The 22918-nt window shown below is 70.0% G+C and carries 22 protein-coding genes and 2 tRNA genes; 4 read left to right on the forward strand and 20 right to left on the reverse strand.

All coding sequences use genetic code 11. The features are described from left to right. Nucleotides 1-136 precede the first annotated feature (136 nt). Together U7230_RS05885 and U7230_RS05890 are read left to right on the forward strand one after the other, a co-directional pair. On the forward strand, nt 137-1324 hold the full coding sequence (locus U7230_RS05885) for a molybdopterin-dependent oxidoreductase (RefSeq protein ID WP_324717805.1): 1188 nt from the start codon (nt 137-139) through the stop codon (nt 1322-1324). 1 nt (nt 1325) lies between these two features. Further along, entirely contained in the window at nt 1326-1763 is a 438-nt protein-coding gene (locus U7230_RS05890; protein WP_324717806.1) for a hypothetical protein, read from the forward strand. Nucleotides 1764-1789: 26 nt separating this feature from the next. Here the strand turns inward: U7230_RS05890 and U7230_RS05895 are convergent, their stop codons facing one another. Further along, nucleotides 1790-2221, reverse strand: a complete 432-nt coding sequence (locus U7230_RS05895; protein ID WP_324717807.1) for a CoA-binding protein — start codon at nt 2219-2221, stop codon at nt 1790-1792. A gap of 188 nt (nt 2222-2409) precedes the next feature. Here U7230_RS05895 and U7230_RS05900 point away from each other — a divergent pair. Further along, a tRNA-Trp gene (locus tag U7230_RS05900) sits at nt 2410-2485 on the forward strand. Nucleotides 2486-2546: 61 nt separating this feature from the next. Here U7230_RS05900 and U7230_RS05905 read toward each other — a convergent pair. The 12 genes from U7230_RS05905 to U7230_RS05960 all read right to left on the reverse strand — a co-directional run bounded on the left by U7230_RS05905 (nt 2547) and on the right by U7230_RS05960 (nt 14364). Beyond that, nucleotides 2547-2981 (reverse strand): DUF420 domain-containing protein, encoded by a 435-nt coding sequence (locus tag U7230_RS05905; RefSeq protein WP_324717808.1) that lies wholly within the window; start codon nt 2979-2981, stop codon nt 2547-2549. Beyond that, nucleotides 2978-4141: a putative glycoside hydrolase gene (locus tag U7230_RS05910; RefSeq protein ID WP_324717809.1), complete on the reverse strand. Its 1164-nt coding sequence runs from the start codon at nt 4139-4141 to the stop codon at nt 2978-2980. Before U7230_RS05910 ends, U7230_RS05905 begins: the two co-directional genes overlap by 4 nt. 146 nt (nt 4142-4287) lie before the next feature. Continuing rightward, nucleotides 4288-4638: a cytochrome C oxidase subunit IV family protein gene (locus U7230_RS05915; RefSeq protein WP_324717810.1), complete on the reverse strand. Its 351-nt coding sequence runs from the start codon at nt 4636-4638 to the stop codon at nt 4288-4290. Between the two features lie 31 nt (nt 4639-4669). Next, nucleotides 4670-5305 carry a cytochrome c oxidase subunit 3 gene (locus tag U7230_RS05920; protein ID WP_324717811.1) on the reverse strand — a complete coding sequence of 212 codons (636 nt, stop codon included), beginning with the start codon at nt 5303-5305 and terminating at the stop codon, nt 4670-4672. Nucleotides 5306-5324: 19 nt separating this feature from the next. Then, complete coding sequence (locus U7230_RS05925) at nt 5325-6080, reverse strand: cytochrome c oxidase subunit 3 (RefSeq protein ID WP_324717812.1); 756 nt, start codon at nt 6078-6080, stop codon at nt 5325-5327. A 6-nt stretch (nt 6081-6086) separates the two neighbouring features. Continuing rightward, nucleotides 6087-7886 carry a cytochrome c oxidase subunit I gene (locus U7230_RS05930; RefSeq protein ID WP_324717813.1) on the reverse strand — a complete coding sequence of 600 codons (1800 nt, stop codon included), beginning with the start codon at nt 7884-7886 and terminating at the stop codon, nt 6087-6089. A gap of 19 nt (nt 7887-7905) precedes the next feature. Further along, nucleotides 7906-8745: a cytochrome c oxidase subunit II gene (gene coxB / locus U7230_RS05935; RefSeq protein WP_324717814.1), complete on the reverse strand. Its 840-nt coding sequence runs from the start codon at nt 8743-8745 to the stop codon at nt 7906-7908. 214 nt (nt 8746-8959) lie between these two features. Beyond that, the gene (locus tag U7230_RS05940; RefSeq protein ID WP_324717815.1) at nt 8960-9433 is read right to left on the reverse strand and encodes a hypothetical protein; all 474 of its coding nucleotides are present in this window, start codon (nt 9431-9433) and stop codon (nt 8960-8962) included. Between the two features lie 84 nt (nt 9434-9517). After that, nucleotides 9518-11623 (reverse strand): elongation factor G, encoded by a 2106-nt coding sequence (gene fusA, locus U7230_RS05945; protein WP_324717816.1) that lies wholly within the window; start codon nt 11621-11623, stop codon nt 9518-9520. 149 nt (nt 11624-11772) lie between these two features. Beyond that, nucleotides 11773-12483, reverse strand: a complete 711-nt coding sequence (locus U7230_RS05950) for a uracil-DNA glycosylase (protein WP_324717817.1) — start codon at nt 12481-12483, stop codon at nt 11773-11775. Nucleotides 12484-12538: 55 nt separating this feature from the next. Then, a complete protein-coding gene (locus U7230_RS05955) occupies nt 12539-12841 on the reverse strand; it encodes an acylphosphatase (protein ID WP_404980574.1) in 303 nt (100 codons plus the stop codon). Then, nucleotides 12838-14364: a hypothetical protein gene (locus U7230_RS05960; RefSeq protein ID WP_324717818.1), complete on the reverse strand. Its 1527-nt coding sequence runs from the start codon at nt 14362-14364 to the stop codon at nt 12838-12840. Before U7230_RS05960 ends, U7230_RS05955 begins: the two co-directional genes overlap by 4 nt. A gap of 121 nt (nt 14365-14485) precedes the next feature. On the opposite strand from U7230_RS05960, the gene U7230_RS05965 reads away from it, so the two are divergent. Continuing rightward, nucleotides 14486-14563, forward strand: a tRNA-Pro gene (locus U7230_RS05965). 12 nt (nt 14564-14575) lie between these two features. On the opposite strand, the gene U7230_RS05970 is transcribed toward U7230_RS05965, so the two are convergent. From U7230_RS05970 to der, 7 genes are all read right to left on the reverse strand, one after another. Further along, on the reverse strand, nt 14576-15829 hold the full coding sequence (locus tag U7230_RS05970; protein WP_324717819.1) for an aspartate kinase: 1254 nt from the start codon (nt 15827-15829) through the stop codon (nt 14576-14578). A 3-nt stretch (nt 15830-15832) separates the two neighbouring features. Further along, nucleotides 15833-16843: a homoserine kinase gene (gene thrB / locus U7230_RS05975; RefSeq protein WP_324717820.1), complete on the reverse strand. Its 1011-nt coding sequence runs from the start codon at nt 16841-16843 to the stop codon at nt 15833-15835. Beyond that, on the reverse strand, nt 16840-17964 hold the full coding sequence (gene thrC / locus U7230_RS05980) for a threonine synthase (RefSeq protein ID WP_324717821.1): 1125 nt from the start codon (nt 17962-17964) through the stop codon (nt 16840-16842). The genes thrB and thrC overlap by 4 nt, the downstream gene beginning before the upstream one ends. Next, nucleotides 17961-19262 (reverse strand): homoserine dehydrogenase, encoded by a 1302-nt coding sequence (locus U7230_RS05985; protein ID WP_324717822.1) that lies wholly within the window; start codon nt 19260-19262, stop codon nt 17961-17963. The genes thrC and U7230_RS05985 overlap by 4 nt, the downstream gene beginning before the upstream one ends. Nucleotides 19263-19415: 153 nt before the next feature. Further along, nucleotides 19416-19691 (reverse strand): HU family DNA-binding protein, encoded by a 276-nt coding sequence (locus U7230_RS05990; protein WP_324717823.1) that lies wholly within the window; start codon nt 19689-19691, stop codon nt 19416-19418. A 234-nt stretch (nt 19692-19925) separates the two neighbouring features. Then, the gene (gene spoIVA, locus U7230_RS05995) at nt 19926-21404 is read right to left on the reverse strand and encodes a stage IV sporulation protein A (RefSeq protein ID WP_324717824.1); all 1479 of its coding nucleotides are present in this window, start codon (nt 21402-21404) and stop codon (nt 19926-19928) included. Nucleotides 21405-21497: 93 nt separating this feature from the next. Next, complete coding sequence (gene der / locus U7230_RS06000; RefSeq protein WP_324717825.1) at nt 21498-22910, reverse strand: ribosome biogenesis GTPase Der; 1413 nt, start codon at nt 22908-22910, stop codon at nt 21498-21500. Between the last annotated feature and the right edge of the window lie 8 nt (nt 22911-22918).

A 22918-nucleotide genomic window follows, 5' to 3' on the forward strand; every position in this document is an offset into this window, starting at 1 on the left:
CGCACCCGCCGGGCGCCGGCCTTCCCCCCGGTTGACATCCGGCCGCCCTAGCCCTATGCTCATGGATGTAACCGTTTCCCTACCCGGTACGGTATCCACCGTACGCGCCCGTGCAACCCGATGGAGGTGACGGCTCGTGTCGGACTTCATGGATCGCCGCGCTCTTCTGAGGCGGATGGGAGCGGCCATGGCCGGGCTCGGGGCCTACGCCAGCGTCGCCGGACGGGCCATGGCGGCCGGCACGATCCAGGCGGGACCAGCGTCCCGGGATCCGACGCGCCTGGTCGCCCTTCCCGGTAAGCGCCCGCTCATCCAGATCTACGACAAGCCCCCGGTGTACGAGACACCGACGGGTGCGCTCATCGGCAAGGAGATCTACCCGCTCACGGACCGCGACGCGTACTACGTGCGCTGGCGCGAAGCCAACATCCCGGTGATCCGGCCGGAGGAACTGCGCGTCGACGTAGCGGGCGATGCGGCGGTGAGTCCCCGGAGCTTCACGTTCGACGACCTGCGCAGGTTCGAGGAAGTCTCCGTGGCGGCGGTCGGGGCGTGCACCGGCATGGGGCGGGCAACCCTGCGCCCTCTGCTGCCCGGTGTTCCCTGGGGCAAGGGTGACGTCTCCGCCGCCAAGTGGACGGGCGTGCGCGTGCGCGACCTGCTCGAGGCGGTCGGTGTCAAGGACGACGCCGTGCAGGTGGCGTTCAAGTCGGCCGGCCAGACCATCGCCTCGAAGGCGCCCGAGTACTGGCGGATCCAGAGCGTCGACGAACTGATGAATCCCGACGCCATCCTCGCCTACAAGATGAACGACGCCGAGATACCCATCTGGAACGGAGCGCCCCTCCGCCTGGTCGTGCCGGGCGAGTATGCTCCGGGCTGGGTCAAGCAGGTGGTGCGCGTCGAGATCCGCTCCACCCCCATCGACAACCTGTGGGCCGGCACTCAGGCCGGGCCCGACCCGTTACGGATCGTCTCCTTCGTCACCACCCCGCAGGACGGCACCGTGCTCCACGCCGGCCAGGAGACAGAACTGACGGGCATCGCCTTCGACTCGGGGATCGGCATCGCCAGGGTCGAGGTCAGCCTCGACGGCGGCAAGACGTGGGATCGGGCGGCGCTCGAGCCGTCCTACGGCAAGTACGTGTGGCGGGTGTGGCACTACCGCTTCACGCCGCGCCGGCGGGGCAAGCTGACGATCCTCACCCGCGCGACGGGCGTCCAGGGCGAGGTCCAGCCCTTCGAACCCCTCGAAGCCCATTACGCCACCGCGCGCCGGCTCAACTCGGTGCTCGAGTACGCGAGCTACCTGGAGGTCGCCTGAGATGGCGTCGACGCACGAAAGGCTCGGCGTGGCGGCGCTGGTTGGAGGCGTGGCAACGGCGGCGCTCGTGGGCATCGCCGCATGGCTGGGTAGCCGCCAGGCGGCCATCGCGCCGCCGGCGCCGGCGGCGCAAGTTTCCGAGGTCACAGGGCCCGTCTATGCCGAGCTCGTCCTGACAGAATGGCAGCTGGAACCCGGCGAGGGCAAGCAGACGGTGCAGACTTTCTGTACCATCTGCCATTCGCTCGCTCCCATTCTCCAGCACCGGGAGTTTCCGAAACAGACGTGGGTCGCCGAGGTCGACAAGATGCGGCAACGCTACGGGCTGCCCATCAACGACGAGATCGCCCGGGAGATCGTCACTTATCTCGAGGAGCACTACAGCCTGGAGTCCATCCAGGCCCGGGCCCGGGTCGCTGGCGAGCCGGTGGCCCGGTGAGGCCGGGCTCCCCGTCGATGTTCTCCTCATCCGGGAGCGGCGAGAAGCCCCTTGTCGCAAAGGCGCCGGTGCTCTTTGAGCATGCAGCGATCCATGACGACGAGCAAGCCGGCCTTGCGGGCCTTCTCGGCCGCTTCCGGGTGGACGACGCCCTCCTGCAGCCACAGCGCCCGGGCGCCGATCCGGATGGCCTGGTCCACGATGGCCGGCACGTGCTCAGGGCGCCGGAACACGTCCACCACGTCCACGCCTTCCCCGATGGACAGGAGGTCCCGATGGCTCTTCTCCCCGAGCACCTCGCCGGCTGCCGGATTCACAGGCAGGATCCGGTATCCCTGGCTCTTCAGGTAGCGCGCGACGACGTGGCTCGGGCGCGACGGATCGGGAGAAAGCCCCACGACCGCGATGGTGCGCGCTCGCCGGAAGATCTCCAGGATCGTGGTGTCCTCATGCTCCATGCCTGGCCGCCCCTCTCCTACCCTCTTTCCTGTCCGGCCTTCCGCTGCCGTCCCGAAAGCCCCGGGACGGCGCATGGGTTCGCCCCGGTGGGCGGGGGCCCTGCCATGGCCGCCGAACCTCGCACGCGTATCGTCGACAGGCTCGCTTGCTCCCGCGACCTCCCAGATGGTATACTCGAATCCAGCGCAGGGGCGTAGCTCAACTGGCAGAGCAGCGGTCTCCAAAACCGCAGGTTGCGGGTTCAAGTCCTGCCGCCCCTGCCAGCTGCGACGAGCCGAAAGCGTACTGCCGTGCACCGGGCGGCGGCACGATCCGTGGCGCGGCTCAGCCCCCGGCCGGTCGCCCCAGCCCGTAGAGCATCAGGAAGGTCAGCGGCCCGGAGACCGAGACGAACACCCACAAGGGAAAGGTCCAGCGGGACACTGCCCGGTGCTGCCGTGTCCGGCCGGTCAACGCCAGGACGAGCGACGCTCCCACCAGCGGCACGATCAGGGTGGCGCCCGCCACGTGCGCGCCTAGCAGCGCCAGGTAGATGGCCCGCATCCCCGGCTCCCCCTCGAACGGGGTCACCCCGAACCACCACGTCTTGAGGCCATACACGACGAGGAAGAGCCCCTGCAGGGCGGTCGCGGCGACCATCGCCTTGCGGTGGGCCCTGGCGTCGTCGCGCCGGATCCGGGCGTGGCCGTACAGGATCACTCCCGCGCTCACGGCGTTGATCGTTGCGTTGAAGGCGGCCATCCAGAACGCCGCGCTCACGGCCGGCTCCATCCCCCCGTCACTGCCGCTCGACTCGGCACCATCCCCGGGGATTCTCGCACCAGCGTGGTGGCGGCCGCCAGGTAAGGATACCGGCCCGATGGGTTCCACAAGAACCAGCCGGCGGTCCCCGCCTTCTCCGCCGCTTCGATTTGGGCGGCCAGTTCCACGGGGCCATACGTCACCCTCAGGCTGAACGCCTGCAGCCACGGCCTCACTCGGGCGGGGCCCACCCTCTGCCCCGTCGCGGCCAGCGCGAGAGCCACCGTCCGGGCCGGCTCCCGCTCCGGCACGGGAATGCCGAAGACGCCGGGCCCGAAGTGGGAGGGGTAAACCATGGGAGCGAGCACATCGGCCGCGGAGGCCATCGCTTCGCACTGCTGCCCGATGCCCATGTCTCCCGGCACGCTGCAGGCCTGGCCGAACATGGCGACGGACAGGGTGGCCCCGGTGCCTTCCAGCGCCTCCCGTACGCCCGCCACCAGTTGCCGGATGGCGGCGACCCGTTCGGCAGCCGCGGGCCGTGCCAGGCCTCTGCCCCCTCCTTCGCTGGGGAAACGTACGTAGTCCAGGTGGATCTCCGCAAACCCGGCGTCGGCGGCCATGCGGGCGAGATATGCGAGATACGCCCGCACCGCGCTCGAGCGGGGGTCGAGCCACCGCTCCCCTGCGGGGCCCACCCACGGCTCGCCTCCGCCTCCGAGCAGGAACAGCTGCGGCCGATCGGGGCCGGCCGTCTCGTCCCGCAAAGCGACGATGCGCGCTACGGGCACCATACCGTGGGCCCTCGCCTGGCGGACCAGCACCCTCGGAGCCGACCCCACGCGCTCGCCCCGGGCCGTATCGTCACCCGTCTCCCACGGCCGTAGGGTCACTTTGCCACGGTCATCCCGGACGTCGACCACGATGGCGTTGAGCCCGGCGCGTCGCAGGGCGCGCCACTCGCGTTCACCGATGCCCCGCACCAAGCGTCCGGGCGGCACGTAGACGCCGCGCAAGACGGCCGGCCGCGCCTCAGCCGCCGGGAAAGCCGCCTTTGCGGCGGGAAGGACCCGCCCCGCCGGACGCTCCGCCGGCCAGGTAGGCGCCGTCCACGAGAGGGTCGCGGTCGCCGTGAGCGCCACGACCCGGCATGCCTGGCGCACCCACCTGCTTCCCATCCACTCCGTCCATCGGCAGGCGGAAGCGGCCACGTTGAGCCTTCCGGTGCCAGAGCAGGAAGAAAATCACGGCGGCGATGAAGTACGGCACGACGACGAGCGCGACGAGGCTCGCTCCGACGTCTCGCGTACCGGCGACCGGCACGTCAATGCACCCGGAAGATCGCGTCCGGCGCGATCGCGCCGAACAGGATGATGGCAAAGATGAACGGGCTCAGCACCGCGTACACGAACTGTAGCCGCTCGAAGCGCAAGTGCATGAAGTAGGCCACGATGAGGCTCCCCTTCATGAGGGCCAGCGCCACGAGCAGCGTGACCGTCACCGCTCGGGGCAGCGCCACGGTGGCGGCGCCGAGTTCGAGCAGCGTGAAGACGAGAAGCCATACCCACGTGCGCACGTACACACCGTAACCCTGGTGCGCGGCCGCCTCGGCATGGCCGGCGACGGCCTCGGTCCGGTCGCTCACCTGCAGGCCGCCTGGGGTCGACGATGCCACGGCTGCACCACCTCCGCTCCCCGGTTGCCCCTCAGATCAAGTACAGCAACGTGAAGATGAAGACCCAGACCAGATCCACGAAGTGCCAGTACAGGCCTGCCACCTCCACGCCGTCGGCCGTGTAGCGACGCCGCGCCGACCGGGCCAGCACCGTGGCCAGGTAGACCACGCCGGCGGTCACGTGCAGGCCGTGAAAGCCGGTGATGACGAAGAATGACGCGCTGAACAGCGGCGCCCCCCAGGGGTTGCCCGACAACCGTGCCCCCTCGCCGATGAAGTGGCTCCACTCGTACGCCTGCATCCCCAGGAAAACGAGCCCGCCCAGGATGGTGAGCCCGACGAAGCGTACGGCGTCGGCCCACCGCTCCGACTTGGCCGCCGTGACCGCCATGGCCATGGTGGCGCTCGAGCAGATGAGGATGAAGGTCATGAGACCGACCAGGTTGAGGTTGAAGACCTCGTGCGAGGCCGGCCACGACGGGCTCGACAGGCGCGAGTACCCGTACCCCGACAACAGCCCCGCGAACGTCAGGGTGTCGGAGAGCAAGAAGAGCCACATCATGAGCTTGGCCCAGCTGACCCGGAACGGGGAGACGCCGCCTCCCCACTCCCCGCTCACCCGGGTCTCGTCCGCGCCGTCCGTCACGACCGGATGGGCGCCCGTCATCTCGTCCCGCCCCCTCCTTTCACGTCCAGAAGAGCAGTACCCAGAGGTACACCCACAGGCCCGCCAGGAAGTGCCAGAAGACCGCAGCGGCCCCCAAGGAGGTTTCGATCGGCTCGACGGTCGCGCCTGGCCGATCCGGGGGCTCGCCTGATCGGCCCCAGTCGCCATCGGATGCGGCCACCCGCGCGGCCCGGGCGGTGCGCCTCCAGGCCACCAGCAGCCATGCGATGCCGGCCAGCAGGTGCAATGCGTGCATCCCGGTCAGCAGGTAGAAAAACGAAGCGTGCGCGCTGGCGGCCAGGCCCACGCCCTCCCCGGCAAGCTGCCGCCACGCCTCGAGCTGCCCTGCTACGAAGGAGGCCCCCAACAGGGCGGCGATCCCGACCGCGCCGGCACCTCTACGAGCCTGCCCGGCGCGCGACAGGCGCCGCCCCCACTCGAGAGCAGCGCTGCTCCCGAGCAGCACGGCCGTGTTGAGGTACAAGATGGCCGGCATGGGGCCGGTCTGCCAGTCCACGGACGTGCGCCGCGCCAGGTACGTCGCCGTGAACCCTACGAAGAGCATGGCCACGGCGGCCGACAGTACCCACGCCGCGAAGACGCCGGCGCCCGTCCCGGGTGACACCAGGTCGCTGGCCCCTCCGCCCGAGCCGGGCGTCCATGGCCCCCCGGGACCGCCGGGATAGCCGCTGCCCGGGTCGCCCGGCCCCGGCACGGGCGTCTGGCTTGCCCGGCCTTCCGTCCGCTGCTGCTCGGTGGTCGTCACGGTGGCCATGTCGGGCTACTGGCCCCCCTGCACGGCGGCCGGGGCGGCGACCTCCGCCGGGACGGTCTGCGGTACGAAGTCACGGTCGCTGCCCGGCAAGCTGTAGTCGTATGCCCACCGGTAGACGACCGGTTGCCGCTCGCCCCAGTTGCCGTGCGGCGGCGGGGACGACGTGGTCCACTCCAGGCTGGTCGCTTGCCACGGGTTGGCCTCCGCCCGCTTGCCCTTCGCCAGGCTCCAGACGACGTTGACCACGAAGAGCATGTGGGCCACGAACATGACGAACGCGCTCACCGACACGAAGGCGTTGACGCCGCTCAAGCCGCTCAGGTAGCCGTACATCTGGGGCGAGTAAATGCGCCGCATCATGCCGGCAAGACCGGCGAAGTGCATGGGGAAGAACGTGCCGAACGTGGCGGGCAACGCCAGCCAGAAGTGCCATCGCCCCAGCCGCTCGTCGAGCATCCGGCCGAACATCTTGGGGAACCAGTGGTACAGTCCCGCGAACATCCCGAACAGCGCGGCGCTGGCCATTACGAAGTGGAAATGGGCCACCACGAAGTAGGTGTCGTGCACGTACATGTTGAAGGCAGGCTGGCCCAACAACAGCCCGGTGAGCCCGCCGGTCACGAACAGCGAGACGAACCCGATGGCGAACAGCATCGCCGGGGTGAAACGCAGCTTCCCGCCCCACAGCGTCGCCAGCCAGTTGAACGTCTTGATGGCCGACGGGACGGCGATGATGAGCGTGGTCGTCATGAATGCGGTGCCCAGCATCGGGTGCATGCCGCTCACGAACATGTGGTGGCCCCATACCAGGAAGCTCAGGAAGGCGATGGCCGATATGGTGAGCACCATGACCGGATACCCGAAGACGGGCTTGCGGGCGTTGTTGGAGATGACCTCGGAGACGATGCCCATCGCCGGAAGCACCAGGATGTAGACCTCAGGGTGCCCCAGGAACCAGAAGAGGTGCTGCCACAGCAGCGGGTCCCCGCCGCCGGCGGTGATGGTCTTTCCCCCGATGACCGCGCCTGCCGGCAGGAAGAACGTGGTACCGGCGTGCCGGTCGAACAGGAGCATGATCGCCGCGGCCAGCAGCACCGGGAAGGAGAGCAGCGACAGGATCGCCGTGATGAACAGGGCCCAGGTGGAAAGGGGCAGCCGCATCATGGACATGCCGCGGGTCCGGAGCTGCAGCACCGTGGTGATGTAGTTGAGGGAGCCAAAGAGGAAGGCTACGATGAGAATGGCCAGGCTGACGAGCCAGAGGGTTTGTCCCAGCCCCTCTCCCGGCCCGGCCAGCGGGGTCGCCGACAACGGAGCGTACGCCGTCCACCCCGAGATGGGCGCTCCTCCCGGGACGAAGAAGGCGGCGAGCAGGACGGCGGAGGCGACGGGAAACAGCCAGTACGACAGCATGTTGAGCAACGGAAAGGCCATGTCCCGCGCCCCGATCTGCAAGGGAATGAGGAAGTTGCCGAACCCCCCGGTCAGCGCCGTGCTCATCACGTAGAAGATCATGATGGTGCCGTGCATGGTGACCAGGGAGAGGTAGAAGCCCTGGTTCATGATGCCGTTGGGGAAGCCTTGCGGCAGGATCCGGCCCAACAGCGGCCACGACGAGCCGGGCCAGCCCAACTCCAGCCGCATCAGCATGGCCAACAGGCCTCCTACGAGGGCCATCACGAAGGACGTCACGAGGTACTGGATGCCGATGACCTTGTGATCCAGGCTGAAGACGTAGCGCCGCCAGAAGCTCTCCCGGTGCGCCACCTCGTGCGCCGTACGGGCCTCTTGCTCGATGACCGCCATAGCTAGCGCTCCCTCTCCTTCAGCGCGTTCCCGGGGACGCCATCCACGCCTCGAACTGGTCCGGGGTCTCCACCTTCAGGGTGCTGGCCATGACGAAGTGGCCGACCCCGCACAGTTCCGCGCACGCGATCGGGTACGTGCCGGTACGCGTGGGAGTGAACCACACCTGGGTGACCCGGCCCGGCACCGCGTCCTGCTTGAAGCGGAAGTGAGGCACGTAGAAGCTGTGGATGACGTCCTTGGACCGGATGAGCAGCCTGACCGGCCGGTTGACCACCAGATGGAGCTCGTTGGTGATGACGTCGTCGGCCGCGCCGCGCTCCGCGCGCTGGATCCCGAGAGGCGACCGGAACGAGTCGCGGGTCAGGTCCACCGGGGCGAGCACGCCATCCGGGCCCGGGTAGTGGAACTGCCAGCCGAACTGCTGCGCGACGACCTCCACCGTCATCGCGCCGGACGGCGGCGAACCGTGCACCTGCAACCACAGTGAACCGCCGAAGATGGTCAGGACGATCAGGATGCCGGCGGTCGCGATGGTCCACCCGGCCTCCAGCCGCCGGTTCTCGTGCCAGTGAGCGGCCCGTTGGGCCGCGCTCGTCTGGCGGAAGCGCATGGCCGTGAAGCCCAGCAACAGGTGTACCAGGACGAAGACCACGGAGATGATGGAGAAAACGACGAGGAACAACCGATCGATGGCCATGCCCTGGGTCGACGCCACCGGCGGCAGCCACCAGTGCTTCGTCGCCACCACGGTGGCGACCACGGCCGCCGCCGTGACGGCCCAGACCAGCACGGCCACCGCCACGCCATGGCGGGCGTGCGCCTGCACCTCCGGCGCCTCGGCTCCGGGATGTTCCACGGTCTCCCCCCCACGCTTCCATCCCGCACCGGTCCCCGACGCGGTGGGACGCCCCTCGGTGGGGCGCACTCAACATGTTCTCTAGGCAGCGTTAACACCCTGCTGACCGTGGCAACCCGCTACGCGAAAGAGGCAAAAAGGGGAGGGGCTCGCTCTTCCCTCCCCTGCCGGGCGGTGACCCACGGGATGGCGCCCCGTCGACGCCGGGTGCCGCTCAGGGCGTGCCGACACCCAGCGCGCCGGCCAGGGCGGCCACGACGATGGCGAGCGCTCCCCGCCAGCCGGCCGCTCCCCATCCTATCACGGCCACGGTGTCGGGCACCGGCGGAGACGCCGCAGTGCTCAGGGCCACCCACGCCGCCAGCGCGCTCAGGAGCATGCCCACCCCGCCTCCGCACAGCAGGCCGGCGTGGCCGGCAAGGCGCCCCGAGACCCACCCGCCGAGGGCGGCGGTCCCGTAAGCGCCTGCCAGGTAAAGCCACTCCGGTACGACCAGCATCCAGCCCGAGCGCTGCAGAGTGCCCAGGACGACGGCCGCTGCCATGCACCCGACCAGAGCGACCGCGCTTCCCGCCAGGATGGCCCCCGCCACGGGCATGCCACCGGCCGCCTGGTGGGCGCCTGCCGTGCCCCGGGCTGCTCCGCCGCCCACGCGCCGTCCTGCGGGCACCCAAGAACCCGCCCCCACAGGGCCACCTCCCGGGTCAGCCTATGCCCGGAGCGGCAGCTCCCATGACGGCCTCCTCCCGGCTTGCCTGGCGGCCTGCCGGCGTCACGCACCCTGGCGTTCTTTCTGGGCGGCTTCGATCACCTGCTGGGCGATGGGTGCGGGGACCTCCTCGTAGTGGTCGAACTCCGTCTTGAAGCGCCCCCGGCCCTGGGTAATGGAGCGCAGGTCGACCGCGAAACGGAACATCTCGGCCATGGGGGCCTGCGCCCGGATCACCCGCAGCGAGTCGCGCGCCTCCATGCCGAGGATACGCCCTCGCTTCTTGTTGAGCTCGGCGATGACGTCGCCCATGGCCGCCTCGGGGACCTCGACCTCGACCGAGAGGATGGGCTCCAGCAGGACGGGGTTGGCCTCCATGAAGGCCTTCTTGAACGCCATGGAGGCGGCTATCTTGAAGGCCATTTCGGAGGAGTCGACCGGGTGGTACGAACCGTCGTAGAGGGCGACCTGGATGTCGACCACCGGGTAGCCGGCCAACACACCCTCGGCGCAGGTCTCCCGGACTCCCTTCTCGACCGCAGGGATGTACTGTCGAGGCACCGCTCCGCCGAAGATACGATCCACGAACTCGAAGCCCTTGCCCGGCTCCAGCGGAGCGAGCTCGAGGAAGACGTGGCCGTACTGCCCGCGCCCGCCGGTCTGCTTCTTGTACTTGCCCTCGGCTTTCTGGGTACTCCGGATCGTCTCCCGGTACGGCACCCGCGGGGGCACGAGCTCGACTTCGACGCCGAACTTCTTTTGCAGACGGCTGGTCATGACCTCCAGGTGGAGCTCGCCCATCCCGGAGATCAGAATCTGCCCCGTTTCCCCCGACTTTTCGACCCGGACGCTCGGGTCCTCTTCTGCCAGGCGGGCCAACCCCGACGAGATCTTGTCCTCGTCGCCCCGGCTCTTGGGATGCACGGCCATGGTCAGCACCGGCTCGGGGAACCGGATGCCGGGCAGCCGCAGCTGCGCGTCCCTGGCCGTGAGCGTGTCGCCCGTACCCGTCTCCTGCAGCTTGGCCACCGAACCGATCTCGCCGGGGCCCAGCTCTTCCACCGCCAGCTGCTCCTTGCCTCGAGGCACGAAAAGCTGGCCGATGCGCTCGTCCCTGCCCCGCTGGGGGTTGTAGACGCTGGAGTCGCTGCGGATGGCGCCAGAGTATACCCGGAACAAGTTGAGCCGGCCCACGTAGGGGTCCGAGATGGTCTTGAAGACCAGGGCATACAGCGGTCCATCGGCCCGCGCTCGGTGTCGCACGACCTCCCCGCTCTTCGCGTCCAGCAGCACTACGTCGCCCGCATCCTCGGGAGAGGGCAGGAGGTCGACCAGCAGGCGCATGAACCGGCGCACCCCGGCCCCTCGGGTCGCCGAGCCGCACGCCACAGGGGTCAGCGTGCCCTGGTGCACGGCATGGCGCAGCGCCCGGCGCATCTCCTCGGGCTCGATGGGCTGCTCCTCCAGGAACTTGGCGGTCAGCTCGTCGTCGGTCGCCGCGACCGCCTCGACCAGCCGGTCGCGCCACGTAGCCGCCTGCTCCTGCCACTCGGCGGGGATGTCGGACGGCTCCTCCCCGAACCCCTTCGGCGAGACGCGATACGCTTTCATCTCGACCAAATCGATGATCCCCTGGAAGTGCTCCGCCTCTCCCATGGGGATCTGCACCGCCACGACCCGGGTGCCGTACAGCTGGTGGAGCTGGTCGAAGGTGCGGCCGAAGCTCGCGTTCTCCCGGTCCATCTTGTTGACGAAGCACAGCCGCGCCACCGGGCGCCCGCCCTCGTACGGGTGCTCCGCCATCGCCCAGACCTGTTCCGAGCCGACCTCCACGCCCTGTGGGGCTGAGAGCACCAGCACAGCGCCCTCGACCACCCGCAGGCTCCCCACGACCTCGGCCGCGAAGTCGAAGTACCCGGGAGTGTCCACCACGTTGAGGCGGTGCCCCTCCCACTCCACGGCTGCGACCGCGGCCTGGATGCTGATGTGCCGGCGCACTTCCTCCGGGTCGTAGTCGGTGGCCGCGGTCCCCTGGTCCACACTGCCCAACCGGCTCGTGGATCCGCTTACGAAAAGCATGGCCTCCGCCAGCGACGTCTTGCCGGCTCCCCCGTGCCCGATCAGAGCTACGTTACGGATCCGCTCGGCTGCCACTCGTTGCACTGCCACGTCCCCCTACTGCCCGGGCCTGACCCCCCGCAGGGAAACGCTCCCTGCACCCATCGAGCCAGGGCCGCCGTCTCGGCGCCTAGGCCGACTTCGCCGCATTCTTTCGGCGATCCTGCTCGAGCAGGCCCCGTGCCGTCCCGCTCGCGGGCTCAAGCGGAGGCCGCCTGGAGCTCCGCCAGCGCGCGCTGAACCATCTGGAGGTCTTGCCACGCCATCGGCTTTTTCGACGGGTCCCGCAACAGCGCCGCCGGGTGAAACGTGACGAGGTACCGGATGCCGTCTCGCACGTACCAGCGTCCCCGTAGGGACGAGATGGAGCCTCTCGGCTCCACCAGCTGCCGGGCTGCGGTGGCCCCCAGGCACAGGACGATGGAAGGGTGGATGAGCTCGATCTGGCGGCGCAAGTTGGGCCAGCACGCGGCCATCTCGTCGGGGGTAGGCACCCGGTTGTTGGGAGGGCGGCACTTCACGACGTTGGCGATGTACACGTCCCGCCGGCTGAGCCCGATGGCCGCCAGCATGCGGTCCAGCAGCTGGCCGGCAGGCCCGACGAATGGCCTGCCGGTCTCGTCTTCGACCTGGCCGGGCCCTTCTCCCACCAGCATCAGGCGCGCCCGGGGGTGACCTTCTCCGAAGACCACCTGGGTACACGTCGCCCGCAGGCCGCAACGGGTACATCCCTTGACGATGGCCTCGAGCGCCTGCAGGTCACGCGCTCCCGACAGCCGTCGCACCCAGTCGTCGCTCGCAGCGGGCGGACGATCGGGAGCCGGCTCCGGGTGACCGGTCGTGGGTGCGGCTCCCCGCGCCCCGGCATCCTCTCCCCCGAACAACGAGAGCTGCTCCGCCCGGTGTGACACGGTCACCGGCCTCCTTGCCTTCGCATGGATCCGGGCCCGGCAAGGCCCGGGCTCGTCAATCCCGCCGCACCTCGAAGTCCGGGTATCGGCCGCTCGCCACCTCGGAGGCCTGTGTGACCCGGATGACCCTGGAGCCCGGCGGCCCCTTGCGCACGCACTCGACCAGCTCTTCGAGGGCGGAGTCCGGTCCCTCGGCCCAGACCTCGACCGACCCGTCGGGGAGGTTGCGCACCCAGCCCACGAGGCCGAGCCGCCGGGCCTCCCGGCGCGTGAAATCCCGAAAGCCGACACCCTGCACCCGACCGAACACCTGCAACCGAACCGCCTTCGCGCCGCTACCGCCCGTCACCCTGGTCATCCCCCCGCCACCGGCCAGGGAGAGCGCAGGGTCAGGCGCCGGCGGGCGATGTCGTAGGCCACGGCCCAGCCCAGGGGCCGCAGCACCTCGAACGGCGCGTACAGGATGCCCCGGGCCGCGTCGAACTCCGGCGCCACCGGCAGGTCCACGCTGGACCGGTCCCCGTGCGCCAGGGGGAGGTCGGCATACAGGCGAACCACGCTCGTGCCTGCCTGGAGTACAGCATGGCGCGAGGCCGGCTCGTGCCTGATGGAGACCGGCACGAACTGCCCCAGCTGTGTCACGTCCACGAGCGGCAAGTCTCCCGACCACTGCACGTGGATGCCCGGGCCGAGCCCCATCTCCCGGCCGTCCACGGAGATCACCAGGAAGTTGGGAGAGACCTGGCCGAGCACGTCCAGCTGCCCGCCGGGACGCACCACGAGGAGCTCGCGGGTCGGCCGGCGCACGAACCCGGGGGATGCCCCGACCCACGTCGCCGACGCAATCCACGTGAGCTGGTCGCCCACCACCCGCACCATCTGCAACCCTGAAGGACCCGCCCCCTCCAGGACGAGCGGCGCGGCCGTGCTCGCGGGCGGCGGGCCCACGACGCTCCCCCTCACCCATCGCAGGCGCAGGCGCTGGTCGGGGTCGAAGGCCCGCTGCGCGACGACCAGGCTGCCGGCATCCCACCGATACGCGTAGACGAGCGAACGATCCGTCACCGCCACGATCCTGGCGCTGCTCGAGCCGTCCGGCGCGGGTACGACGGTCAGGGCAGTGACGGCGCCCCAGGGATAGGATTCCGCGACGGCCTGGAGCCCCAGCGCACCCCTCCAGCGGTAGACGCGCAAAGCGCCACCCTGCTCGCCCGTCACCACTTCGGCGATACCGTCCCCGTCGAGGTCGCCCGCCGCGACGGTTCGCACCCGCACCCCCGGCTTGCTGCGCCACAGCCGCCGGTAACCCCCGCCGGCCGCCGCGCTGAACAGGAACAGCTCGTCGTTGCCGTTGAGGGCCAGGATCTCCAGGGGAGGGGGGCCGTCCAGTTCCGCGGCGACGACCTGCCGCGCCTCGCCGAAAAGGTAGCCCGAAACGGGTACGACGACCGGCCGCTCTGATGCGATGGCCCGGATCACCGTGAGGGATCCTGCTCCCCCGGACCCCACGACCAGGTCCGGCTGCCCCGTCCTCTCGAGGCTGGCGACCGTAAGCGCCGTGACCCCCGAGGGCAGCCCGAGCTTGAAGCTCTCGACCCACCGGTAGTCGCTCGTAAACCGTCCGACCTCGACCCGATCCCGCCACCCGATGGCGAGGAGCCCCCCGCCGGCATCCACCTCTGCCAGGGCCTGGACACCGGAGAGCACTTCGGTGGCGATGCGCACGTACGCCACCGGGTTGGCGGGCGGGAGGATGGCGGGGCTGGGCGCCGGTGTCACCGGCTGCTGGGCCTGTCCTCCCACGGCCCAGAGCACGGTCATGGTCCATCCGACCGCCGCGAGGACCGGCCACCGCCGCCACCACTTCGCGGGTGTCCCCACCGAGATGCCTCCCGGACCGCGTGGATTCTGTCTTGGAGGCGGCATCCCTGCGAGCCGCCCTGGCCGGAGCCCACGCGCTTCATTGACCCGTGAGCGCAGGTGTGCTATCGTAAGGACGCTTCGGGGCGTGGCGCAGCTTGGCTAGCGCGCTACCTTGGGGTGGTAGAGGTCCCGGGTTCAAGTCCCGGCGCCCCGACCATTTCTCTTGCCGTCAGGCCTGCGAGGCTTCGACCGCCTCCGACTCCGCTTCGTGGGCGCCCAGACCGAAGGCGTCGTGGACCGCCCGGACGGCCCGATCCAGGTGCTGTTCGTCGATGAGGCAGGAGACCTTGATCTCGGAGGTCGAGATGGCCTGGATGTTGATGCCTTCGGCGGCCAGCGCCCCGAACATCCTGGCGGCCACGCCCGGATTGCTCACCATGCCGGCTCCCACGATGGAGACCTTGCCCACCGTCGCGTCGTGACGGACGTCGTCCGTGCCCAGCTCGGAGGCGACCCGCCGGACGATGGCGAGGGTCTGGTCGAGGTCGGTCCGGGCGACGGTGAAGAGCAGGTCCGTCGTGTGCTGCTGTTTGGCGGTCTGGACGATCATGTCCACGTTGATGCCGAGGGCCGCCAGCTCCGAGAAGAGCCGGTGGGCCACCCCCGGGCGGTCCGGCACGTCGATGATGACGATCTTGGCGACGTTGCGGTCATGCGTCACGCCCGTGACCACCATCGCCTTCTCGAGATTGGCCTCCGCAACCACTCGCGTTCCCTCCCGGTCATGGAAGCTCGAGCGCACGTGGATGACAACGCCGTACTGCGCGGCCAGTTCGACCGAGCGAGGCTGCAGCACCACGGCTCCCAGGCTCGCCATCTCCAGCATCTCGCCGTACGAGATGACCGGCAGCAGGCGGGCCGAGGGAACCACCCGGGGGTCGGCCGTGTACACCCCGTCGACGTCGGTGTAGATCTCGCACTCGTCCGCCTGGATGGCCGCCGCCAGGGCTACCGCCGTGGTGTCCGAACCCCCTCGCCCCAACGTGGTGATGTCCATCGACTCCGTCACGCCCTGGAACCCCGCCACCACCACCACTCTCCCGGCGTCGAGCTCCTGGTGGAGCCGGGCCGTGGAGATACGGCGGATACGGGCCCGGGTGAAGACCCCGTCGGTCTGGATGCCCACCTGGGAGCCTGTCAGCGAGATGGCCGGCACCCCCATGTCCTGGAGCGCCATGGCCACGAGGGCGATGGAGACCTGCTCGCCGGTGGACAGTAGCATGTCCAGCTCGCGGCGAGGCGGCTGAGCCGTCACCTGGCGTGCGAGCTCGATGAGCTGGTCGGTGGTGTGGCCCATGGCCGAAACCACCACGATCACCCGGTGGCCGCCGTGATAGCGATCGGCGATCCGCCGCGCCACGTGGCGGATCCGCTCGGGCGTGGCGACGGAAGTACCCCCGAATTTCTGTACCAACAAGCCCATGACCTACCCCGTTCCCTGCCTCTCTCCACCGTAACCGAGCGTCTTGACTCGGACTCCTTCGGCGGCCGGCTGCAGCGTCATTCGCCGGGCCGCCTCCCCACGCGACGCGAAAGCCCGCACCATGGCCCTTCCCACCTCGTCGGCCAGGTGAGGCCGGCTGAAGGCCAGCACCGAGGGACCTGCACCGCTCAACGCCGCGCCAAACGCCCCTGCCTGCAGGGCTGCCTCCATCGCCTCGTCCAGCCCGGGCACGAGCGCCCGCCGGTACGGCTGATGCAGGCGGTCAGAGGCCATCGCCTCCTTCAGCGCCTCCCACCTTCCCGTGGTGAGGGCCGCGAGCGTCAGCGCACAGCCGCCCACGCTGGCCACGGCCTCACCGAAGGCAACGCCGGTCGGCAAGGCTCGCCGGGCAGCCTCGGTGGGCAGCTGCCGCTGCGGTACGGCGACGACCGCCACGAGTTCGCCCCTCGGCATGGGGACGCGAATCGCCTCCACCCGCTCGCCGTACCGCGCGCAGGCCACCAGGCCCCCGAGCGCGGCGGCCGCCGCGTTGTCGGCGTGCCCTTCCATGGACGCCGCCATGTCGAGCAGGCGCCGGTATGCGAGCGGGGTTCCGCAGAGGGCGTTGGCTGCCCACAGTCCCCCCACGGCGGCGGCGGCGCTGGACCCCAGGCCCGCCGCGAGCGGGATGAGGTTCTCTTCCTCGAGGCTGACCGCGCGCCCCACTGCCCACGACGGCGGCTCGATGGCCTCGAAAAGCCGGAGGGCGGCCTGCCAGACCCGATTGGATGCATCCGTGGGGAGCCCGCCGGCCCCCTCCCCGAGCACCTGGGCCGATACGAGGCGCGGGGGCCACGCCGGCGCCTGTGGGCCCGGCGCGTCCACCCACCGGAGCACCACCCGCACCCGCAGCTCCAACGCCATGGCCAACGTGTCGAAGCCGGGCCCCAGGTTGGCAGTGGAGGCCGGTACCTCCGCCACCGCTGCTTCGACGGGAGGACGGCCCTGGTTCATGCAACGGGCTCCTCCGGCGCAGCGTGCGACGGGACGGTGGCGCCCAGCAGGGCTGCCACCTCCTCGAGCCGGCTGGTCACCCGCACCACCTGGCCGGGCCTGCCCATCCGGGCGGCCCGGTCGGGATCCTTCAGCCCGGAGCCCGTGAGGACGCAGACGATAGGCCTCGAAGCGTCCCGGAAGTAGCCGGCTCTCGCCAGTTGCGCCACGCCTGCCACGCTCGCCGCCGACGCCGGCTCGCAGAAGATGCCCTCCCGCTGGGCGAGCTCCTGCTGGGCCTCCAGGATGGCCCGGTCCGAAACGGCGGCGATGACTCCCCCCGACTCGTCCCGCGCCCGGATCGCCCCCTGCCAGCTCGCCGGGCGGCCGATGCGGATGGCGGTGGCCACCGTCTCTGGACGGCTCACCGGCCGTCCCAACACCAGGGGAGCCGCTCCTTCCGCCTGGAAGCCCAGCATGATCGGGCGAGAGGAGATGCGGCCGGCCTCGTGGTACTGCGTGAAGCCCATCCAGTAGGCGGTGATGTTGCCGGCGTTGCCGACGGGGATGGCGAGGTAGGCTGGCGCCTCTCCCAGCACGTCGCACACCTCGAACGCGGCCGTCTTCTGGCCTTCCAGGCGGGCGGGGTTGACCGAGTTGACCAGCTCGACCTCGAGCCGGCTCGCCATCTCCCGTACCAGAGCGAGCGCCTGGTCGAAGTTGCCGTCGACCTGGGCGACCCGCGCCCCGCACGCAATGGCCTGGGCCAGCTTGCCGCCCGCCACGGCCCCTTCCGGCAGCACCACCAGCGCCTCCAGCCCGGCCCGGGCGGCGTACGCGGCCGCCGAAGCGGCCGTGTTGCCGGTCGAGGCGCAGACGACGGCCTTGCGCCCGCGATGGGCAGCCAGCGAGACCGCCACGGTCATCCCCCGGTCCTTGAAAGAGCCCGTAGGGTTTTGCCCCTCCACCTTCACGAAGAGGGGGGCCCGCAGTCCGAGGGCGCGCTCGATGCTCGGCACGCGCAGCAGAGGGGTGTCGCCCTCGCCCAACGAGACCTCGGGGAGGCCGGCAGGCAGGGCCAGCCACTCCCGGTATCGCGCCAGCACCCCTCGTGGGGCGGGCGTCCGTGGGGCAGGCGTCACGGCGTCGCCACCACCCGCATGGGCACGCCTGCGTCCACGACCACCGGCAACCGGGAGACCTCCGAGACGACCTTCCGGACGGCCGAGTACGGAGCCTCGTGGGTGACGAAGACCAGGTCCACCGGCTCGCTTCCCCGCCCTTTCTGGATCACGGACTCGATGCTGACGGCAAACTGCCCGAATACCGCCGCAATCGCCGCCAGCACCCCGGGCCTGTCCAGCACCTGCATCCGGATATAGAAGCGGCTCACCATGCTCCCGGGGTCGGTCGCCTCCACCCGCCGCCCGGCCGGGGGCACCAGGCCACCGTTGGGCTCCCGCACGCCAGCGCCCTTGCTGGCCACGTCCATCACGTCGCCCAGCACCGCAGCCGCCGTCGGATCCCCCCCTGCGCCCGGCCCGTAGAACATCAGCTCGCCGGCCGCTTCCGTCGAGAGCAGGATGGCGTTGTTGACGCTCCGCACCTGGCTCAGGGGATGATGGCGCGCAAGCAAGGCCGGCCCCACCCACGCCTCGACCCGGCCGTCCTTCGACGAGGCCGAGGCCAGGAGCTTCACGACCAGCCCCAGCTCCCTGGCGTACTGGATGTCGCGACCCTCGATGCCGTTCAACCCGGTGACGTGGATCGCCTCCGGCAAGAGCCATCCTCCGAAGGCGATCGACGCCAGCACTGCCAGCTTGTAGGCGGCGTCCCAGCCGGACAGGTCCGCCTGCGGGTCGGCTTCGGCGTAGCCCAACGAGCGGGCCCGCTCCAGAGCCTCGCCGAAGCCGGTCCCCGACTCTTCCATTTCGGTCAGGATGAAGTTGGTCGTGCCGTTGAGGATGCCGGCCAACCCCAGGATGCGGTCCGAGGCGAGCGATTCCCGGATGGGCCGGATGATGGGGATGGCGCCTCCCACCGCCGCCTCGAAGAGCAGGGGCACCCCGTGGTCGTGGGCCATCGCGAGCAACGTGGCGCCGTGACGGGCCATCACCAGCTTGTTGGCGGTCACCACGGGCTTCCCCAGGGCGAGGGCCCGGCGGATCGCGCTGAGGGCGGGCTCTTCCCCGCCCATGACTTCGATGACGACCTGCACGTCGGCCTGTTCGACGAGCTCGACGGGATCGGTGTGAAGCCGGGCGCCCTCGGGCCATCCGGCTCTGGGCCTGGCTGCGTCACGCACGGCGATGCGGGCGAGCCGGATGGGATGCCCGGTGCGCCGGGCGATGTCGTCGGCACGACGCACGAGCGCCCGGGCCACGGCCTGACCCACCGTGCCGAAGCCGAGCATGCCGAGGTGCACCGCCGATCCGCTCACGCCGCCACCGCCGTCCTCCCGCCAGGGCTTCGGATCTTTGGGCGCGATTATAGATCGGCGGGATTTCCCTCACAATGCGCGCCCGTGTAAAACTGGAAAGGGGCACCGCCTGCGCGGCGCCCCCTGCTCATGCGGGTCCCGGCAAACGCGAGCTCAGCGAGCGACGGCGTCCTTGAGGGCCTTGCCGGCCTTGAACGCAGGCACCTGCCGGGCTCCGATCTGGATCTCGCGCCCGGTCTGCGGGTTGCGGCCTTTGCGAGCAGCGCGCTTGCGCACCTCGAAGCTGCCAAACCCTACGAGCTGCACCCTCTGTCCGCCCGCCAACGCCTCGGTGATGCTCTCGAAAACCGCGTCCAGCGCTCGCCCGGAATCCTTCTTGGTAAGACCCGTCTTGTCGGCGATCTTGTCAATGAGCTCCGCCTTGGTCAATTTCCGTCATCTCCTCTCGGGTGATCCGCAAGGATCCCAACGGGTGCCCGGCTTGCCTACCCGTGGCACGCTGTGGCAGGCGCTAGCTTATCCGTGCTCGCACGGAGCTATGCGACACACCCTTCAACGGCTCACGTGCCGGCCTTTGCCGGACTGGAAATTACTCCGGTGCGCTGTTTCGCCGTTTTCGGCGATCCTCCTGCTGAAGACCGTCATGTCGGGCACAAAAGGGACTTACAAAATAATACAGATGAGACCGCCACTTCCTTCGTTGACAATCCGTGTCAGTGTCTCCTGGAGCTTCTGCTGGGCGTTTTCTGGCAGCCGGTGCAGCTTGCTCTGGATCCCCTCCCGCACCAGCTCCTGCAAGGAGCGCCCGAGAAACTCCGACTGCCACAGCTTCTCCGGGCTCTCCTCGAACAGGCCCGACAGGTAACGGGCGAACTCCTCGCCCTGCCGCTCCGTCCCCACGAAGGGGGTCACCTCCGTGGTCACGTCGGCCCTCACCATGTGGATGGTGGGGGCACTCGCCTTGAGCCGGATCCCGAAGCGGCTGCCCTGCCGCACGAGCTCGGGCTCCTGAAACGCAATTTCCTCGTTGCGCGGCACCACGACCCCGTACCCGACCGCCCGCACCTGGGCCAGCGCTTCGCTGATGTGATCGAACTCCTGCTTGGCCCGCACGAGGTCCTGCACCAGCCGGATGAGCTGGTGGTCCCCGTCGATCTCGGAACCCGTCAGCTCTTTCAGCACCTGGTAGAACAGGGACGGCCGGGTGCGCACCTCGGCTACCGCACACCCCGTACCGAGGTCCATACTGGCGAACTGGGCCGACTCCACCAGCTCGTGGCGGCCGATCTGGCCGATGGCTGTCTCCACGTCCCGCACCCGGTGCACCTGCTCGAGCTGCTGGCGAACGGCCTCCACCATCTTGCGACGCACCCAGTGGTCGGCAGGGAGTTCCTCGATCCAGCGTGGCAGGCGCACGCCCACCTCCCGCACGGGGAACTCCCACAGCAGTTCCTGCAAGATGGCCAGGAGCCGGTCCTGGTCCATGTTGAGGGCGTCCACGGGGACGACCGGCACGCCGTAGCGCTCGCTCAACTGGGCCGCGAGCTGGCGGGTGGCGGGATCGTCGGGGTGGGTCGAGTTGAGGACGACGAGGTAGGGCTTGCCGAGTTCCTGCAGTTCCCGGACGACCCGTTCCTCGGCCGGCACGTACTCCTCCCGTGGGATGTCCGTGATGGATCCGTCGGTGACCACCACGAGCCCCACCGTGGAGTGCTCCGTGATGACCTTGCGGGTGCCGATCTCGGCCGCCTGCTCGAAGGGGATCTCCTCATCGAACCACGGGGTCCGCACCCTGCGGGGCTGCCCGTCCTCCTGGTAACCCAGGGCGCTCCTGACCGTGTAGCCCACGCAGTCGGCCAGGCGCACCCGCATCCGGATGGGTTCCTGGACGACGATCTCGATGGGCTCGTCGGGCACGAATCGCGGCTGGGTCGTCATGATGGTGCGCCCGGCGGCGCTCTGCGGCAACTGGTCCCGGGTGCGATCCCGCTGCTCGGGATCGTCGATGCGCGGGATGACCAGGAGGTCCATGAACCGGCGGATGAACGTCGATTTCCCGGTACGCACGGGGCCCACCACGCCGACGTAGACGCTGCCGCCGGTGCGCTCGGCCATGTCGCGGAAGACATCGAAGCGGTCCATGTTCCCAACGCCCCTCTGGCGATCGGGCCCTGGCGCGGTCGTCCGCCCGGCTCCGATCCGTAAACGGCTGGTACATGGTATGGGCCAGGCCGGTCAACTATGACCGGAAGCGGGCAGGGCCGGACGCCTTTTCGCAACGGGACGTACCGCCCAGCGAACGGGCGTGCCGGTGAGATCGATGCGGCTTCGCAGCTGGCGCTCGAGATAGCGTAAGTAGGCATCGTCGAGGCGGTCTGCCCCCTGCACGCTCAGGACCAGCGTGGGCGGGCGAGACGCCACCTGCCGCACGCCCGTGATGCGGACCGCGGCGCGCCCCGGCGAAGCCGGGGGCCGCAGGCGGACCGCTTCGTCGACGCAGCTCCGCACGATCTCGGGGTCGAGAGGGCGGGCGCGACGATCGGCAGCGGCCAGAGCCGATCGTAGGAGCTCTCTCACGCCCCACTGTTCCAGCGCCGAGATGAAGTGGACCGGAGCCCAGTCCAGGCGTCCCGCAGCGTGCCGGACCTCGGGGACGTAGCGCTCGACGCTCTGGTCGGGCCGGCCGATGCGGTCCCACTTGTTGACGGCCAGGACCACCGCGAGCCCGAGCTCGGCGGCCCGGCCGGCCAGACGCGCATCCTGGAACGTGACGCCTTCGGTCGCGTCGATCAGGACGATGGCCACGTCGGAGCGGCTCATGGCCCGAAACGCGCGGGCCACGGCCAGCTGCTCCACGTCACGGGCTCCCGGGCGCGCCCGCTTGCGGATGCCGGCCGTATCGACCAGGGAGATCCGGCGGCCCTGCCACTCGAAATCAATGTCCACCGCGTCCCGGGTCGTGCCCGGGCGCTCGTCGACGGCCACCCGCTGCTGTCCCACGATGGCGTTGACCAGCGAAGACTTGCCCACGTTGGGCCGGCCCACGATGGCGATGCGGACCGGCGGCGGCCCGGCGGGCGAAGGAGCCGGTGCCTGCGCCGGCATCCGGGAACCCAGGAGGTCCAGGATACGATCCAGCAGCTCGCCTACGCCTCGGCCGCTGGCGGCCGACACGGGGACGCCCTCGCCCAGGCCCAGGGCGGCGAACTCGTGGATACCCGCTTCGTGCGCCGGAGCGTCGACCTTGTTGACCACGAGCAAAGAGGGTTTGCCCGATCGGCGCAGCCAGTTGGCCAGCTGGCGGTCGAGGGCCATGGCCCCGTCGCGCACGTCGACCACCAGAAGCAGAAGGGACGCCTCCTGCACCGCCGCCGACGCCTGCTGCCAGACGACTCCCTCCATTCCCTCGCGGGGAACGGCGTCGAGCAGGCCCCCGGTGTCCACCAGGACGAAACTGCGGCCGCGCCAGGTGACGGCGGCCTCCAGCCGGTCACGGGTGACCCCCGGCTGGGGGTGGACGATGGCGACCCGGCGCCGGACGAGCCGGTTGAAGAGCGTGGACTTGCCCACGTTGGGCCGCCCGACGATGGCGACTTTGGGCAAGGGGACCGCGGCGGCGTTTCCCTCGCCGGCCGGTTCGGCTCTCAAGATGACGT

The organism is Limnochorda sp. L945t (assembly GCF_035593305.1).
Taxonomy (GTDB): domain Bacteria; phylum Bacillota; class Limnochordia; order Limnochordales; family Geochordaceae; genus Carboxydichorda; species Carboxydichorda subterranea.

Excerpts from the sequence above, each read along its gene's own strand:
- U7230_RS05890 (WP_324717806.1), top strand. The coding sequence starts at position 1,326 with ATGGCGTCGACGCACGAAAGGCTCGGCGTGGCGGCGCTGGTTGGAGGC.
- U7230_RS05895 (WP_324717807.1), bottom strand. The coding sequence starts at position 2,221 with ATGGAGCATGAGGACACCACGATCCTGGAGATCTTCCGGCGAGCGCGC.
- U7230_RS05910 (WP_324717809.1), bottom strand. The coding sequence starts at position 4,141 with ATGGGAAGCAGGTGGGTGCGCCAGGCATGCCGGGTCGTGGCGCTCACG.
- U7230_RS05920 (WP_324717811.1), bottom strand. The coding sequence starts at position 5,305 with ATGACGGGCGCCCATCCGGTCGTGACGGACGGCGCGGACGAGACCCGG.
- U7230_RS05925 (WP_324717812.1), bottom strand. The coding sequence starts at position 6,080 with ATGGCCACCGTGACGACCACCGAGCAGCAGCGGACGGAAGGCCGGGCA.
- U7230_RS05930 (WP_324717813.1), bottom strand. The coding sequence starts at position 7,886 with ATGGCGGTCATCGAGCAAGAGGCCCGTACGGCGCACGAGGTGGCGCAC.
- U7230_RS05955 (WP_404980574.1), bottom strand. The coding sequence starts at position 12,841 with ATGACCAGGGTGACGGGCGGTAGCGGCGCGAAGGCGGTTCGGTTGCAG.
- U7230_RS05970 (WP_324717819.1), bottom strand. The coding sequence starts at position 15,829 with ATGGGCTTGTTGGTACAGAAATTCGGGGGTACTTCCGTCGCCACGCCC.
- thrB (WP_324717820.1), bottom strand. The coding sequence starts at position 16,843 with ATGAACCAGGGCCGTCCTCCCGTCGAAGCAGCGGTGGCGGAGGTACCG.
- spoIVA (WP_324717824.1), bottom strand. The coding sequence starts at position 21,404 with ATGGACCGCTTCGATGTCTTCCGCGACATGGCCGAGCGCACCGGCGGC.